Annotated in this window: 14 protein-coding genes and 1 tRNA gene; 5 read left to right on the top strand and 10 right to left on the bottom strand. The window is 59.7% G+C overall.

Going from position 1 to position 16,455, the window contains the following annotated elements:
- Positions 1-51: 51 nt before the first annotated feature.
- The 4 genes from AC5E6N_RS17480 to cpdR all read right to left on the bottom strand — a co-directional run bounded on the left by AC5E6N_RS17480 (position 52) and on the right by cpdR (position 1,633).
- Entirely contained in the window at positions 52-447 is a 396-nt protein-coding gene (locus tag AC5E6N_RS17480; RefSeq protein ID WP_491749014.1) for a hypothetical protein, read from the bottom strand.
- Positions 444-899, bottom strand: coding sequence for a Panacea domain-containing protein (locus AC5E6N_RS17475; RefSeq protein ID WP_491749013.1), 456 nt, complete (start codon positions 897-899; stop codon positions 444-446). Before AC5E6N_RS17475 ends, AC5E6N_RS17480 begins: the two co-directional genes overlap by 4 nt.
- A 229-nt stretch (positions 900-1,128) precedes the next feature.
- Positions 1,129-1,203: transfer RNA gene (locus AC5E6N_RS17470), tRNA-Val, on the bottom strand.
- Between the two features lie 70 nt (positions 1,204-1,273).
- Positions 1,274-1,633: a cell cycle two-component system response regulator CpdR gene (gene cpdR, locus AC5E6N_RS17465; RefSeq protein ID WP_491688708.1), complete on the bottom strand. Its 360-nt coding sequence runs from the start codon at positions 1,631-1,633 to the stop codon at positions 1,274-1,276.
- 385 nt (positions 1,634-2,018) lie between these two features.
- On the opposite strand from cpdR, the gene AC5E6N_RS17460 reads away from it, so the two are divergent.
- Positions 2,019-2,864: an N-formylglutamate amidohydrolase gene (locus AC5E6N_RS17460; RefSeq protein WP_491749015.1), complete on the top strand. Its 846-nt coding sequence runs from the start codon at positions 2,019-2,021 to the stop codon at positions 2,862-2,864.
- Between the two features lie 260 nt (positions 2,865-3,124).
- Positions 3,125-3,898, top strand: a complete 774-nt coding sequence (gene hisN / locus AC5E6N_RS17455; RefSeq protein ID WP_491749012.1) for a histidinol-phosphatase — start codon at positions 3,125-3,127, stop codon at positions 3,896-3,898.
- Between the two features lie 5 nt (positions 3,899-3,903).
- On the opposite strand, the gene AC5E6N_RS17450 is transcribed toward hisN, so the two are convergent.
- Positions 3,904-4,866, bottom strand: coding sequence for an alpha/beta fold hydrolase (locus AC5E6N_RS17450; RefSeq protein WP_491749011.1), 963 nt, complete (start codon positions 4,864-4,866; stop codon positions 3,904-3,906).
- Positions 4,867-5,078: 212 nt separating this feature from the next.
- Between AC5E6N_RS17450 and AC5E6N_RS17445 the strand changes: the two genes are divergently transcribed.
- Entirely contained in the window at positions 5,079-5,552 is a 474-nt protein-coding gene (locus AC5E6N_RS17445) for an Hsp20 family protein (protein WP_491749010.1), read from the top strand.
- Between the two features lie 64 nt (positions 5,553-5,616).
- Here AC5E6N_RS17445 and AC5E6N_RS17440 read toward each other — a convergent pair whose 3' ends face one another.
- From AC5E6N_RS17440 to AC5E6N_RS17420, 5 genes are all read right to left on the bottom strand, one after another.
- Complete coding sequence (locus tag AC5E6N_RS17440; protein WP_491749009.1) at positions 5,617-6,189, bottom strand: DoxX family protein; 573 nt, start codon at positions 6,187-6,189, stop codon at positions 5,617-5,619.
- Positions 6,173-7,012 carry an HvfC/BufC N-terminal domain-containing protein gene (locus AC5E6N_RS17435; protein WP_491749008.1) on the bottom strand — a complete coding sequence of 280 codons (840 nt, stop codon included), beginning with the start codon at positions 7,010-7,012 and terminating at the stop codon, positions 6,173-6,175. Before AC5E6N_RS17435 ends, AC5E6N_RS17440 begins: the two co-directional genes overlap by 17 nt.
- Complete coding sequence (gene bufB / locus AC5E6N_RS17430; RefSeq protein WP_491749007.1) at positions 6,996-7,919, bottom strand: MNIO family bufferin maturase; 924 nt, start codon at positions 7,917-7,919, stop codon at positions 6,996-6,998. Before bufB ends, AC5E6N_RS17435 begins: the two co-directional genes overlap by 17 nt.
- Before the next feature lie 79 nt (positions 7,920-7,998).
- Positions 7,999-8,301: a BufA1 family periplasmic bufferin-type metallophore gene (locus AC5E6N_RS17425; protein ID WP_491749006.1), complete on the bottom strand. Its 303-nt coding sequence runs from the start codon at positions 8,299-8,301 to the stop codon at positions 7,999-8,001.
- Positions 8,302-8,550: 249 nt separating this feature from the next.
- Positions 8,551-9,600: a threonine aldolase family protein gene (locus tag AC5E6N_RS17420; protein WP_491749005.1), complete on the bottom strand. Its 1,050-nt coding sequence runs from the start codon at positions 9,598-9,600 to the stop codon at positions 8,551-8,553.
- 573 nt (positions 9,601-10,173) lie between these two features.
- Here AC5E6N_RS17420 and gltB point away from each other — a divergent pair.
- Both gltB and AC5E6N_RS17410 read left to right on the top strand, forming a co-directional pair.
- Positions 10,174-14,889 carry a glutamate synthase large subunit gene (gltB, locus tag AC5E6N_RS17415; RefSeq protein WP_491749004.1) on the top strand — a complete coding sequence of 1,572 codons (4,716 nt, stop codon included), beginning with the start codon at positions 10,174-10,176 and terminating at the stop codon, positions 14,887-14,889.
- A 45-nt stretch (positions 14,890-14,934) separates the two neighbouring features.
- The gene (locus AC5E6N_RS17410; RefSeq protein ID WP_491749003.1) at positions 14,935-16,389 is read left to right on the top strand and encodes a glutamate synthase subunit beta; all 1,455 of its coding nucleotides are present in this window, start codon (positions 14,935-14,937) and stop codon (positions 16,387-16,389) included.
- Positions 16,390-16,455 lie beyond the last annotated feature (66 nt).

Genomic DNA, 16,455 nt, shown 5'->3' with positions numbered 1-16,455 from the left:
GAGCTTATCCAAAGCTCAATGCCAAAGAGTCATAATCACTGTGCTAAGACACTAGCGCAGACGTTTCTTTAGGTGCCCTCCAGCAAGTCCAGCCAGCACCCCTCCAGTAACTATGTTCTGAAGTTGATTGACCTGCTCATCTGGTAGCCGCGGCCAACTTGGTGATGCAATAAGGTGGTACAACCATGCGAGCCCTATAATGATAAGTGCTCCCCAAACTATGTAGAGCGTGACAATCGCCAGGTTTTCATAGTGATCGCGAAATCGTTCCGTTCTGCCGGCCTCGGCTTCTTCAGCTTGACGCTGGATTTCGTCGGACGAAAGACCGCTACCGAGTTGTTTTGCTTCTTCCCGGCTTTGAACATCATCTGAATCTATTGCCGCCTTCTCTTGTTCAGAAAGCGGCGGAAGTTTTTTCTCTGATCGTTTTGCTTCCTTTTCGGTCAACCAGCACGAGCCTCAAGCTGTGCGTAGTGATCCTCAATAATATCCGTAGGGATCACGAGGCCGAAGGTACCTGGCGTATAGGTGTATGCCCATGGTGTTCCAGCTGCGTGTGTAAGTCGTGATAGTGCGGGGCCGGACATTCTCCCATATCGCTCATAAACTTGGCGCAGAATGCTCTCTGCTTCACCATCAATAGGGGTATTTGCCGCGCCCACTTGCGCGGTTACCGGGTTGCTGCGGTAGTTTCGCAGGGCATTGTAAAGTCTGGGTATCACAGGCCCATATTGCCAAGCCTGCACATCATCCCCAATCAATGGCCGGTGATAAAGCCCTAGCATCCAGCCATGGGCAATATAAACCAACTTTATCAATTGCATAGGAGTTAACGTCTCGCCACGATCATATGCAAGTTGGATTAGTCTATTCGCAATATGCTTGCTGTCGTAGGTCATCTCAGAGGTTCCCGCGCATGTGCATCATATAATGATTCATGTTTAAGAATCAAGATGTTAATATGATTGTGTGAGCAAAAGAGTGCTTGATCAAACCTTCAGTCCGGGCAGCGATTTACGTAATGCGCTCCTTGCGTGAAATGCCGACTTCTTCAATATAAATTGGAATGCACCGGTTCACTGAACCGACTGCACTCTACGGCGCATTCTTCTAAGTCATTGTTTTGTATGGTGGGCGGTACTGGGATTGAACCAGTGACCCCTACGATGTCAACGTAGTGCTCTCCCGCTGAGCTAACCGCCCATCCGACCGGCCGCATACACCATAAAAACGGCGCGGTGGTCAAGCCTCATTCGGCGGATTGAGCGGATAATCATGCCGCTTGCAGGATCTTTTCGACTTCGTTGACGAGGTCACGCAAATGGAAGGGTTTGGATAGAACCGTCGCGTTTTTCGGAGCGTTCGATTCCGGGTTCAGCGCGACGGCGGCAAAGCCGGTGATGAACATGACCTTGAGGTCCGGATCGAGTTCGGTTGCCCGGCGCGCCAGTTCGATCCCGTCCATTTCGGGCATCACGATATCGGTGAGCAGCAGCGAAAACGGCTCCTCGCGCAGGCGCTCATAGGCGCTTGCGCCATTGTCGTAGGACTGGACGGCATATCCCGCCTTTTCCAGCGCCTTGACGAGAAAACGACGCATGTCGTCGTCGTCTTCAGCAAGTAGTATTTTCATACTGCTCCTCATGCCCTTCCATCCTGTGCCTGTACCCCTGTGGCTGCCGGGTTGAACAGAACAGGCCGTATCTGCCCCGTTTTTGGGGATTCATCGCCACTGCGGTTATCACGCAGAGATGATCCATTCAAACCTGCCGAGGTAAATATCGGGTGAATTTGCGCCGCAGGCACGGCACATTTTATATGGTTCTGACATGTTTTTTTATGACAGCCGGTCACGATGGCGACAATGGGGGCCCGATCTATGGACTTGGCTGCCCTCAACTGGCAACATGAGCGTCGTGACCCATGATTTGGAGGAGCGCGGGCGTGGCCGCCACAATGCGCAATTCGGAGGCAATCCATTGATCGAAGACGCTTTTTGCGATCATCCTCCGTTTGAGATGCGCCAGCCAGCCGACCAGACCGTTCCCTTTGTCTTCAATTCTCCGCACAGCGGCCGCGTTTATCCGGAAGCGTTCCTGACGAGTTCCCGGCTCGACCGCCATTCCATCCGCCGCTCGGAGGACTATTACGTCGATCAGCTTTTCGATGCGTCGCCGCAGATCGGCGCGCCGCTGCTTGCGGCGCATTTCCCGCGCGCCTTCATCGACGTCAATCGCGAGCCCTATGAACTCGATCCGCGCATGTTCGAGGGCCGTATGCCGCCATTCGTGAACGCCAATTCGATGCGGGTGGCGGGCGGCCTCGGGACGATCCCGAAACTGGTCGCGGAAAATATGGAGATCTACAGGAAACGGTTTGCCATCGAGGAGGCGCTGGAACGCATAGACCGGTTCTACAGGCCCTATCACGACCGGTTGCGCCGGCTTCTGGTCAAGACCCATGCACGTTTCGGCTACGGTGTGCTCGTCGATTGTCACTCCATGCCGGCCAGTGCGCAGTCGGGGAACAGGAACCGGCCGGATTTCGTGATCGGCGACCGGTACGGTACGAGCGCGACGGAGGCGCTTTCGCAACTGGCGGTCTCGGTTCTGCAGGATCTTGGATATACGGTATCGCGCAACAAGCCCTATGCCGGCGGTTTTATCACCGAACATTACGGCCGGCCGGCGCGGGGCCTGCATGCCATTCAGATCGAGATCAATCGCGGGCTTTACGTCAATGAACAGACGTTCGAGAAGACCGAGGGGTTCGAGGAATTGCGCGCCGATCTCATCCGCTTTATGAGCCTTTTGACGGACTATTTCGCCAGTGACTTCGGCGATGTCGCGATGGCGGCCGAATAGGTCCCGCACTTCAAGCGAACGCAAAAAAAGACCGCGCCGTATGGTGCGGTCAAATCTAGGGAGGAAACGCCCAATAAGGGCATTTGCAGCAATTTGGCTGCATTTTTATCTTATTGTTGCGCTGCACAAATGTCAAGGGATGAACAGATTTTTTCGCAAGTGCAAAATAAACTGCCGTAAAACTGAAGCTGGAACATCTTCGCCCGCTGCCCAAGCGCTGCGCGGCGGAGGTGGACCGAACTGCTGTCCGGGACACCTCAATGCAACCTGATCTCGACTTTTTCCACGAACTCGCGGATGCCGCCGCCGAACAGACCCTGCCGCGTTTTCGCACCAATGCGGCCGTGACGAACAAGCTTGAAGGCGGGTTCGATCCGGTAACGGAAGCGGACCGATCCGCCGAGGCGGCCATCCGATCCCTTGTCAGGCAGAGATTTCCCGATCACGGCATTATGGGCGAGGAATATGGCAGTGAAGGGCTGGAGAACGAATATCTGTGGGTGATCGACCCCGTCGATGGCACGCGCGCGTTCATTTCCGGCCTGCCGGTCTGGGGGACGCTGATCGGACTGTACCGCAACGGGCGGGCGGTCGCGGGTCTGATGGACCAGCCCTTTACCGGAGAACGCTATGTTGCCGATGAGAGCGGCGCCTTCTACAGGGGGCCGGACGGGCAGCGCGCCATTCGCAGCCGCGATTGCGGCGGCTTGTCGTCCGCAACGCTGTTTACGACATCGCCGCATCTGTTTTCACCCGAGGAAATGCCGCTCTACCGGGCTGTTGAAGAGCGGGTGAACCTGTTTCGCTACGGCTGCGACTGCTACGCCTATACGCTGGTTGCTTCCGGGCATGTGGATCTGGTCATCGAAAACAGCCTGCAGGCCTACGACGTGGGTGGCCTGATCGCTATTGTGGAAGCGGCCGGCGGCGTGATGACCACCTGGGACGGCGGACGCCCGGAACAGGGTGGCAATATCATTGCCGCTGGCGGTTCGAAGCTGCATGCCGAGGCGCTGGAACTGCTGAACAGATAACGCAGTCAGGCTTCGCCGGGCAGAAAAGCCGTAATCCCGGCGAGCACCTGTTCGCGGAAGATATCTGCTTCCTGAAACAGCTCGTGCCTCGCATGGTCGACCGTTATCAGTTCGCTGGCGCGAAAATGCGACGCAATCTGCTCGATCTCCTGGATCGGGACAATCGAATCCGCGCCGGCCCCGAAAATGAGCGTCGGGATTCGGATCGAAGCGAGATGGGCCGGATTATGGACCCGTTTCATGGTTCTGAAGGATTCGGCCAGCCAGCGGAATGTCGGGCCGCCGAGAATGAAATCGGGGCAGACGTCGTAAATCGCCCGGTTGCGGTTGAACCGCGCCCGGTCCGACGTCAGCGCATTGTCCTCAAAGTTCAGATTGCGCTGCCTGCTTCCGGTCGCGGACCTGCGGCCGAAGCCGAGAAGGCTTGCAGCCCGCACGAACAAGCGCAGCGCGGCCGTGTCGTATCTGCCCGGGTGCATGCCGACAAATGGCGATGTCAGCACCATGCGCTCCACCCGATTGGCGAGGCGCGGAGCGGCGGAGAGCGCGATCAGACCGCCGGTGGAATGTCCGACGATGTAGAACGGCAGGCGCGTATCGGGTAAAACGATGTTTTCCAGGAAAAATTCAAGATCGCTCTCATAGTCCGAGAACCGCCTGATATGACCGGCGTCGGATCCTTGCAGCAGGCGCTCGGAGCCGCCCTGTCCGCGCCAGTCGAAGGTGGCGACCCACAGGCCGGCCTCGGTGAGGTCGCGGATGGTTTCATAGTATTTTTCTATGGTTTCGTTGCGGCCCTGCAGCAGCACGATCGTGCCCTTGGCGCGGGTCACGGACGACCGGAACAGCGCATAGCGCAGCCGCTTGCCGTCATTGGTTTCGAAGAAACCCGATGTCGCGTTCCCGGGAACCGGATTGTCCGGCGTGTCGTGAATCGCACCGGTGCTGCTGGGCGCTTTCTTGTCCATAATCCCTTAGAGCGCGCAGCGCCGCTTCAATCAAGAATCATTAGGCGAAAACCGCACTGATTTGCCCGCTTTCAGCACGTCTTGAAACGGTGAAATCGAGCTCCTACCTATACCTTGCAGGTGCCAAAACGGGCCTGCTGGCTGAATGTCCGCCCTTGAAGCGGGGGCATGAAAAGCCAAAATCAAACTGTCGCTCAATGGAGGACAAGACCATGCGTCATGTCGATTTTTCACCCCTTTACCGTTCCACCGTCGGGTTTGACCGTCTGTTTACCATGCTGGACAGCCTTGCCCAGCCGGACCAGAGCCAGACCTATCCGCCCTACAATATCGAAAGAACCGGGGACAGTTCCTATCGGATCACCATGGCCGTCGCCGGCTTCGGTGGAGGCGATCTTTCGATCGAAGCCCGTGAGCATGTGCTGACGGTCAAGGGCGAGAAAGCCGATAACAAGGATGACGGTGAAGGCGAATTCCTCTATCGCGGAATTGCCAAACGCACGTTTGAGCGCCGTTTCCAGCTTGCCGAATATGTCGAAGTCAAAGGCGCCAAGCTCGAAAACGGCCTGCTTCATGTCGACCTGGTGAGGGAAATCCCCGAGGCCATGAAGCCGCGTCGCATCGAAATCACGGCCGACAAGTCTGCCGGCGCAGCCAAGCAGATCGAAGCCGAAACGGTTGCCTGACCGAAAGCGGGACGAGACAGCGAACGGCGCCGTTGGGCGCCGTTTTCGTTTTCCGCAAAGCCGGTTATGCGTGAGCGGGGTGCCGGGCGATCCACCATCGCGACACGACTGTGTCGAGTGAAACAAGACCGGGCCCTTTCAACGCCACATAAAGGAGCGGGAAGATCCAGAACAGCCTCTGGTCGATGATCTCGCCCGACTGGCCGTTGAACAACGTGCCGAGGTCAACACCATGGCCGGTCACATCCACATAGGTCTGTACGGCGATGAAGGCGATCATCCCCACCGATCCGACACGGGCAAAGAGGCCGATTATGACAAGGATCGGCAATATGAATTCGCCATAGGTGCCGGCAAAGACCATAAGATGCGTGGTGAACGGCAATGCGTACGAGTCGTAGCCTGCCGCTTCGAACGCCTTGCCGGCGATCTGGATATAGGCGCCGTCCGAGACCTGGAAGAAACCGCCGAAACCGTCACCGACCTTCGTCAACGCGGAATTCAGATAGTAGACATAAAGTGTCGCGGCGACGACCAATCGGGAAAAGAGGCCCAGAAACCAGCCATCGGTTGCTCTCTCAGCGGTGTCGAATACGCCGTCGTGAATCCGGCGCAAAAGGTCAATCAGCGATGTCATTTGAAATGCTCTCTTCCGTTTTCCTATCTGTCGCGAGGCCGGAAAAAACACCGGCCTCGAGCATGGCTGCGATCGCCGCCGCGAGGTCGAAGTCTTCCGCTTCCGCCGTAGCGGCTCCTGCTGCCTCGCCGAGCGTGTCTCCGTTCATCAAAAGCTGAAGAAACACCGCGCCGCCTGGCGGCAGATGGCGCACTTCCACGTCGAACGCGCGCCGGGTGATCAGCCCGTCCTCGGCAATGCCCGTTTTGATCCCGGACGGATCCTCACCGGCGCGATTGGCGGAGAAGACCGATACGGCAGCATAGGGCGAGCGCAGCACGCGGGCTGCAGGATGCGGCGCGAAGCTCTGCTGCGCCAGGTCTTGCGGCGCAACGGCCGCAAGCTCATCGGCGCCGAGGGCCGGTCTGTCGGCGGCATGGAAGGCATCGAGCCAGGCGCGCTCCAGGCGCGCGACATCCGGCAGATAAACCAGTTCCCTGACCGGCTCGAACGTCTCCATGAACGCGGGAAACCCGCTGCCATAACGAAACAGCAACGGCGAAGACGGTTGTTCGGTCCGGACATAGGCCTTTGCCATGGAACGGAAGAACCGGTCGCCGACAATCCTGTGCACCGCCGGATAGATGTCGGCGAGTGCATTGATCAGGCCGACGGTCACATTGTTGCGGTAAACATTGAAGCGCTTGACCGCCTTCTTTCCGTGGGGGCCGACAATGCCGGCCGGCTTTGGCTGTTCGGGATCAAGCAGGGCCTTTGAGAACCGGACCTGCGGGACCGAACGGTCCGCATCGTCCGTCGTCGGACCGTTATCCGGCTGCGGCATGACGGCTTCCCAGCATATAGCTCGAGGCTCGGCGTTCCAGAATCCCGTCGGCACGCATCGCTTCGCGCCGCAGCACAGGCCACTCAGGGACGTCGTTGTCCCATTCGATCAGGGTCGGAACCGGTCCCATCTGTCCGATCACGATGTCATAAAGCTTCCAGACCTCGTTATCGACCGGGCGGTCATGCGCATCGATCAGCAGGCGTTCGCCCTCGTCGTCCGTGTCGTCGGCATGGCCGGCGAGGTGGATTTCCTCGACGCTTTCAAGTGGAAATTCCGACAGGTAGCTGAGCGGGCGGTATTTCTGATTGGTGGCCGACACGAAGACGTTGTTGATGTCCAGCAGAAGGCCGCAGCCCGTGCGCCGCGCGATCCTGGAAATGAAGTCCGTCTCGCTCATGGAAGACTGTTCGAACAGCACATAGGTCGACGGGTTTTCCAGGAGGATCTTCCTGCCGAGGGTCTCCTGTACCTGATCGATATGCGCGCAAACGCGATCCAGTGTTGCCTGATCGTAGGGAACGGGAAGCAGGTCGTTGTAATAGCTGTTGTCGTGGGTGGACCATGCCAGATGTTCTGACACAAGGCCCGGCTCGTAGCGGTCCACGACCGATTTGAGGCGCGCGACATGGTCTGGGTCGAGGCCGCGTTCGCTGCCGATCGACAGGCCGACGCCGTGAACGGAAAGCGGGAACGACTGGCGGATTGCGGCCAGCGCCCGGTGCGGCGCCCCGCCTTCGCCCATGTAATTTTCGGCATGGACCTCAAGGAAGCCGATGCGATAGTCGTCCTGCAGGATATCGTCGATATGGTTGGCTTTCAGCCCGGCCCCGGCGCGGGCGGGAATGGTCTTGCCGGCGAAGCGGGCGCGGTTGTCGCTGTCTTTCCATGCCGGGCTTTGTGTCATTGTCTTCTCCGCTTCAATCAGGCATGCCGGCCGCCTTGCTCGAGACAGGGCGGCCGGCTCAATTTGAGATCAGTCCGTCTTATGCCGGCAGGTCGCGATCAAGCGGCTCAAGCGAGCCCTTGCGGTCGCCCGGCAGATCCATGGACAGGCAGGTGCCGTCGTCTACCAGTGTCCAGGCATTGCCCTGATAGTCCACAGTCGATGTGCCTGCGCATGTTGTTCCGGGGCCGGCGGCGCAATCGTTCTTGCCGGCCAGCGAAACACCGTAGCACTTTTCCTTGGCTGAAGCCGTTGTGGTCGAAGCCACAATACTTGCGCCCGACAGTGCCATGGCAACCGCTCCGGCAACCGCTGACGCGCTGACAATCGTTTTCTTGGACATGAATTTCTCCTTGGAGTTTGCGGTTCAGGTGATGAAGCTTCCGAGTTACCGGATTCAACCGGAATGGCAGGATTTTCCGCAAAAGCCGGATAAATTGGAAATCAACAGCGTGTTATCTCCTGAAATGTTCGCGTGACGTTTGTGTTACGGCAGGCCGCGAAAGCGCTCCAGCCGCGTGCCGCGCCTGCTGCCCGGTGCGCCCGTCAGGGTCCGGCGCGGCGCGGACAACCACAGGTTAGCGCGCCCCGGTCAGTCCAGCAAGGCGGCGAACGCCCGGATGTGATCACGTGTCGTTGCAAATCCCGTGACAAGACGCGTGATGACTTCATTTTCTCCTGTCAGGTTTTCGGCAAAATGCGGCGTCTTCCATTCGTAGAATTCGGCGCCGGCGGCCTGCAGGGCCTTGAAGGTTTCCCGATCCGTGATGGCGAAGACCTCGTTGGCCCGGCTTTCCCAGGCCAGCCTTGCATTGCCCGCTTCGGCGATGGCCGTTTGCAGTTCCATGGCCATGGTGTTGGCGTGAGCGGCGAGCGTGATCCAAAGATCATCCTCGAAATAGGCTTCGAACTGAGCGGCAATGAACCGGCTTTTGGAAAACAGGTGAGCGGAGCGCTTTCGCAGAAAAGGCAGGTCGCGCATGAGGTCCGGATTGAAAACAACGATCGCCTCGGCGCACCAGCAACCGTTCTTGGTCGCGCCGAAGGACAGCAGATCGACACCGCGTTTCCAGGTCATCTCAGCGGGGCTCAGGCCGAGTGCCGCCATGGCGTTCGCAAAACGCGCACCATCCATGTGAAGCGGCAGGTCGTGACGCCGGCAGATTTTCACGATGTCGTCGATCTGATCGGCTTCGTAAACCGTTCCGATTTCGGTGGATTGGGAAATGCTCACGGCCACGGGCTGTCCCGCATGGACGAATTCCGCCGGAAAACGGGCAATGGCGGCCTTGAGCGATGCCGGGTCGATACGGCCAAAATCTCCGTCCACAGGCTCAATGCGTATTCCGGGTGCCAAAACTTGAGGAGCGCCGCCTTCATCTTCGACGATATGCGCCTCACGATGGGCGAAGGCGACGCCACCCGGCCTGTTGGCCGCGGCCATCGACAGGGAGTTGGCGGCGGTGCCGGTGCCGACAAAGAAAACCGCGACCTCGCGTTCGAACAATTCGTTGAACGTCTTCTCCACCTTGCGGTCGAGTTCGCTCAATCCGTAGGCCCGGGCAAACCCATCGGCATGGCGGGAGAGAGCCTGTGCGATGCGCGGATGCGCGCCGGCCCAATTGTCTGAAGAAAAATGCATGGTCAGCTTTCGTGAGGTGGTTTGGAACTGGTGCGGTGATTTCTTGCACGGATTTGCTGCCAGGCAAAGCGCCCGTATCCTGCCGACGGTCATAAAGAAAGCCAGGGCTCCAGGAGCGCGAAACAATCTTTCACCGCGACGGCGCTTTTGGCAATTTGCTGACACCTGAGCCCATAAAAATGGCGAGGCCATCTTGCTCACGCCGGCTGTTTCTGGCATACAGGGTTAAAAATAGGACAGCCATACTGTCCTAATTGGGTGGCCGAAGCCGAATCCGGTATCGGTATATGCAAAGACCGCCAAGGCGGTCGCGACGGGGACAAGCGCGGCACTGACGCGCCCGTTTGCGTCGCAGCACGGACGACAAAGCGGATTTTACTTGAAAAATCCGGGCCTGGTTCGTGCATGTGGTATTTTGTCACCGGATATCCGGGCCGCAAGATGCCGAAGATCGGCTAATCGCTTGAATTCGCCGCGTGAACAAACTGTACCGGAATTATATAAACCGGCACGGACGATCAGGTCGCCTCGAAATACCGGCAGGTCGCAGGGGCAATGACAGGAGGAACCCAGATGACGGACAAGACGCCATCACAGGCCCAGGCTGCGCTTCACCCGGCACAGGTGGTGACACGCGCCCGCGCGGCCGGGTTCCCGGAAAAGCAGGGTCTTTACGACCCGTGCAACGAGCACGATGCCTGCGGGGTCGGTTTTGTCGCCCATATGCGGGGCGAGAAGTCCCATCAGATCATCAAGGACGGCCTGTTCATGCTGGAAAACCTGACCCATCGCGGTGCGGTCGGGGCCGACCCGCTGATGGGCGATGGCGCGGGCATGCTGATTCAGATTCCGCACAGGCTGTTTGCCGAGGAAATGGCTGAGCAGGGCGTCGAACTGCCGGATGTCGGACATTATGCCGCCGGTTATCTTTTCATGCCCCAGGACGCCGAACTGCGCGCGCATATCGAGGAGATCATCAAGGAGGTTGTCGCCGCCGAAGGACAGGTGCTTCTGGGTTACCGCGATGTTCCGGTCGACAATTCGTCGCTTTCGAAGGCGCCCGATATCGTCGCCACCGAGCCCTGTCACAGGCAGGTCTTCATCGGACGCGGCGACGGGGTGCAGTCCGAAGCGGAATTCGAGCGCCGCCTGTTCATCCTGCGGAAGGTGATTTCAAACCGGATTTTCGAAGAGACGGACGGTCGCGACAACGGCTTTTATGTCGTCTCCCTGTCAAGCCGCACGATCGTCTACAAGGGCATGTTCCTGGCTTATCAGGTCGGTGCCTATTTCCAGGATCTGAAGGACGAACGCTTTCAGTCGGCCGTTGCGCTGGTTCACCAGCGCTTTTCAACCAATACGTTTCCGTCCTGGAAGCTCGCCCACCCCTACCGCATGGTCGCGCATAACGGCGAAATCAACACGTTGCGCGGCAATGTCAACTGGATGGCGGCGCGGCAGGCGTCCGTATCATCGCCGCTCTTCGGCGACGATATCAGCAAGCTGTGGCCGATCTCCTATGAAGGCCAGTCCGATACGGCCTGTTTCGACAATGCGCTGGAATTCCTGGTTCAGGGCGGCTACTCGCTGGCCCATGCGGTCATGATGCTGATCCCGGAGGCCTGGGCCGGGAACAAGCTGATGCATGAGGACCGCCGGGCGTTTTACGAATATCACGCGGCGCTGATGGAGCCGTGGGACGGACCGGCGGCGGTTGCATTCACGGACGGCAGGCAGATCGGTGCGACGCTCGACCGCAACGGGCTTCGTCCCGCCCGTTACATCGTGACCGATGACGACCGGATCATCATGGCGTCCGAAGCCGGCGTGCTGCCGGTGGAGGAAAAATCCATTGTGCGCAAATGGCGGCTTCAGCCTGGCAAGATGCTGCTCATCGACATGGAAGAGGGCGTGATCGTCTCCGACGCGCAGATCAAGCGCGAGCTGGCCAACGCCAATCCCTATCGCGAGTGGCTGGACCGCACGCAGATCGTGCTGGAAGACATGCCGGTCTCCGGCCGGGTGACGGGGCACTCCAACGCGTCTCTGCTCGATCAGCAGCAGGCCTTCGGCTATTCGCAGGAAGATCTGAAACTGCTGATGTCGCCGATGGCCACCACCGGTCAGGAGGCAATCGGCTCGATGGGCACCGATACGCCGATCTCGGCCATGTCCGACAAAACCAAGCTGCTTTACACCTATTTCAAGCAGAACTTCGCGCAGGTGACCAATCCGCCCATCGACCCGATCCGCGAAGAATCGGTGATGAGTCTCGTGTCCTTTATCGGGCCGCGGCCCAATCTCTTCGATCTCAAGGGGCTCGCCGGGCGCAGACGCCTCGAGGTGCGCCAGCCGATCCTGACCAATCAGGACCTGGAAAAAATCCGCGCCATCGGCGACATTTCCGACAACCAGTTCCAGACCAAGACCCTGGATATCACCTATCGCGAGAACAGCGGCGCCGACCATATGGGCGATGCCCTTGAGGCGCTGTGCGCGCGGGCGGAAAAGGCGGTCAACAACGGTTACAACATCATTATCCTGTCAGACCGGCAATTGTCGGTGAACCGGATTGCGATACCGGCCCTGCTGGCAACGGCCGCCGTGCATCATCACCTTATCCGCAAGGGACTTCGCACGTCAGTCGGGCTCGTCGTTGAGTCCGGCGAGCCGCGTGAGGTGCATCATTTTGCGGTGCTGGCCGGTTATGGAGCCGAGGCGATCAATCCCTATCTCGCCTTCGACACGCTTGCCGACATGCACCAGAAGGGTGAATTCCCCGCCGTGGTCGACGCGACCGAGGTGGTGCACCGCTATATCAAGGCCATCGACAAGGGTCTGCTCAAGGTGATGTCGAAGATGGGCATTTCGACCTATCAGTCCTATTGCGGGGCGCAGATCTTCGACGCCGTCGGCCTTTCCAGCGAATTCGTCAAAAAATACTTTTTCGGCACGGCCACGACCATTGAAGGCATCGGACTGGCCGAGATCGCGATCGAAACCCATGCGCGCCACGCGCGGGCATTCGGCGACGATCCGGTGCTGACGACGGCGCTTGAGGTCGGCGGCGAATATCTCTACCGTATGCGCGGCGAGAACCATGCCTGGTCGCCCGATTCGGTGGCGATGCTTCAGCATGCGGTGCGCGGAAACGCGGCCGACAAATATGAAGCGTTCGCCGAGCTCGTGAACCAGCACGCGGAAGGACTCAACACCATTCGCGGCCTGTTCCGGATCATCGAAGCCGAAGAGGACGGACGCAAGCCCGTGGCGCTGGAAGAGATCGAGCCGGCAGCCGAGATCGTGCGCCGGTTCTCGACCGGTGCCATGTCCTTCGGCTCGATCAGCCGTGAGGCGCACACGACCCTTGCGATCGCCATGAACCGCATCGGCGGCAAATCCAACACGGGCGAGGGGGGCGAGGAGCCCGACCGCTACATGCCGCTGCCGGACGGTTCGATGAACCCGGAGCGCTCGGCGATCAAACAGGTCGCCTCCGGGCGGTTCGGCGTGACCACGGAGTATCTGGTCAATTCCGACATGATACAAATCAAGGTCGCGCAGGGCGCCAAGCCCGGCGAGGGCGGCCAGCTTCCCGGTCACAAGGTCGACGCGACAATCGCCAAGACCCGCCATTCCACGCCGGGCGTCGGACTGATATCGCCGCCGCCGCACCATGACATCTATTCCATCGAGGATCTGGCGCAACTGATCTTCGACCTGAAGAACGTCAACAGCGATGCCGATATTTCGGTCAAGCTGGTCTCGGAGGTCGGTGTCGGCACAGTTGCCGCAGGCGTGGCGAAGGCGCGGGCGGATCACATCACCATATCTGGCTATGACGGTGGCACCGGCGCATCGCCGCTGACCTCACTCAAACATGCCGGATCGCCTTGGGAAATGGGGCTTGCCGAAACGCATCAGACCCTGGTGCTGAACGGGCTGCGCTCGCGGGTTCCGCTGCAGGTCGACGGCGGTCTGCGGACCGGGCGCGATGTGATTGTCGGCGCGTTGCTCGGTGCCGACGAATTCGGCTTTTCGACAGCACCGCTGATCGCGGCGGGATGTCTGATGATGCGCAAATGCCACCTCAACACCTGCCCGGTCGGCATAGCCACGCAGGACCCGGTCCTGCGCCAGCGTTTCAAGGGAACGCCGGAACATGTGATCAACTATTTCTTCTTCGTGGCCGAGGAAGTGCGCGCCCATCTGGCCAGGATGGGCTATCGCAAACTGGACGACATTATCGGCCAGTCGGATCTTCTGGAGAAGGACCGGATGATCAGCCACTGGAAGGCGAACGGGCTGGACTTCAGCAACATCTTCCACAAGCCCGAGGCGGGCAGGGAAGACATCCGCTGGACGCAGCGCCAGAGCCATCCGATCGACGACATTCTGGATCGCAAGCTGATCGCCGAGGCAAAGCCCGCGCTTGAGGCCAGGACACCGGTGTCCATCGAAACCGAAATCCGCAATGTCGACCGCTCCACGGGCGCCATGCTCTCGGGCGAGGTGGCCCGGCGCTACGGCCACAAGGGTCTCGCCGACGGCACGATCTCGGTGAAGCTTGAAGGCACGGCCGGCCAGTCCTTCGGCGCATTCCTTTCACGCGGCGTGAGTTTCGACCTGATCGGCGACGGCAATGACTATGTCGGCAAGAGCCTGTGCGGCGGCCGCATTATCGTGCGCCCGCCCGAGCATAGCCGCATCGTGGCGGAGGAATCGATCATCATCGGCAATACCGTCCTCTACGGAGCGGTTGAGGGCGAGTGCTATTTCCGCGGCGTCGCCGGCGAACGGTTCGCCGTGCGCAATTCCGGCGCCATTGCCGTTGTCGAAGGCGTGGGCGACCACGGGTGTGAATATATGACCGGCGGCATCGTTGTCGTCATCGGTGAGACCGGACGCAATTTTGCCGCCGGCATGTCGGGCGGCGTTGCTTATGTTCTCGACGAGGCCGGCGATTTTGCCCGCCGTTGCAACATGGCCATGGTCGAGCTGGAGCCGGTTCCGGAAGAAGACGACATGCTGGAGGAACTGCATCACCATGGCGGCGATCTGGACCACAAGGGCCGGGTGGACGTTTCCGACGACATGACCAAACATGACGAGGAGCGGCTCTACCAGCTTATCGCCAATCATGTGCATTATACCGGCTCGCAACGGGGCCAGGACATTCTGGAAAACTGGGCGGACTATCGTCCGAAATTCCGCAAGGTCATGCCGATCGAATATCGCCGGGCGCTTGAGGAGATGGAACGCATGCGCTTGGGTGTCGCGGCTGAATAGGCAAGTGCTTGCAGGCCGAGCAACGGGATTTGGATAGGAACGCAAATGGGTAAGGTAACCGGATTTCTGGAGATCGACCGTCAGGTCGCCAAGTACCAGCCTGCGTCGGATCGTGTCCGGCATTACAAGGAATTCAGCCTTCCGATGTCGGATTCGGAGATCGTGAAGCAGGCGGCCCGCTGCATGGATTGCGGGATTCCGTTCTGCCACGGGCCGACCGGCTGCCCGATCCACAACCAGATCCCGGACTGGAACGACCTTGTCTACAACGGCAACTGGGAAGAGGCGATCCACGACCTGCACTCGACCAACAATTTCCCGGAGTTCACCGGCCGGATATGTCCGGCGCCGTGCGAAGAGGCCTGTACGCTGAACCTTGAGGATGTCCCGGTCGCCATCAAGACCGTGGAGCAGGCGCTTGCCGACAAGGCCTTCGAGATGGGCTTCATCGTGCCGCAGCCGGCCGATATGAAGACCGGAAAATCGGTCGGCGTGATCGGCTCCGGCCCCGCCGGCCTTTCCGCCGCGCAGCAACTTGCCCGTGCCGGTCATGATGTCCATGTCTATGAACGCGAGAGCAAGGCCGGTGGCCTGCTGCGTTTCGGCATCCCGGACTTCAAGATGGAGAAACACTATATCGACAAGCGGGTCGAGCAGATGGAAGGCGAGGGGGTCGTCTTCCATTACGGCGTGCATGTCGGCGCCGACAGGACGGTCGATGAACTGCGTGCGGCGCACGATGCGGTGATTTATTGCGGCGGTTCGGAGAAGCCGCGCGATGCGGGCATTCCGGGTGCCGAACTGACCGGTGTTCACGACGCGATGCCGTATCTCGTGCAGCAGAACAAACGTGTCGCGCATGAGGGCACCGATTCCGTCGGCTGGCCCTCCGATCCCATCCTGGCGAGCGGCAAGCACGTGATCGTTGTCGGCGGCGGCGACACGGCGTCCGACTGTATCGGAACGGCCTTCCGCCAAGGCGCGGTGAAGGTGACGCAACTCGATATCCGCCCGCAGCCGCCGGTGCGCGAGGACAAGCTGGCCGTCTGGCCCTTCTGGGCGACAAAGATGCGGACCTCGTCATCGCAGGCGGAAGGCGCGGTCAGGGAGTTCCAGGTGGGTACGCTGGAATTCGTCGGCGAGAACGGCATCCTGACCGGCGTGAAGTGCTGCCAGGTCGATGAGAGGAGGCAGCCGATCGCCGATACGGAGTTCATACTGAAAGCCGATCTTGCCTTCATCGCGATCGGCTTTCGCGGCCCGTTCGAGAACGGTGTGCTGAAGGATCTCGGCGAGCGGCTCGATATCGGCGTGGACGGGCGTGGCTCGACTTACGTGGAGGCCAATGATGCGGACTACCGCACGTCGGTGGACGGGCTGTGGGCGGCGGGCGATGTGCGCCGCGGTCAGTCGTTGGTTGTCTGGGCGATCCGCGAGGGCCGCCAGGCGGCACATGATGTCGACAAGCAGTTGATGGGCAAGACGACGCTGCCGCGGTAGCGCCGGAATTTCTCTAAGTTCCATTGCTTTGGGTTAGCTCCCCCGTCTTCGAGACGGGCCCGCTTC

This window comes from Hoeflea sp. (assembly GCF_984452065.1).
This window is presented reverse-complemented; position numbering and strand designations above follow the sequence as displayed.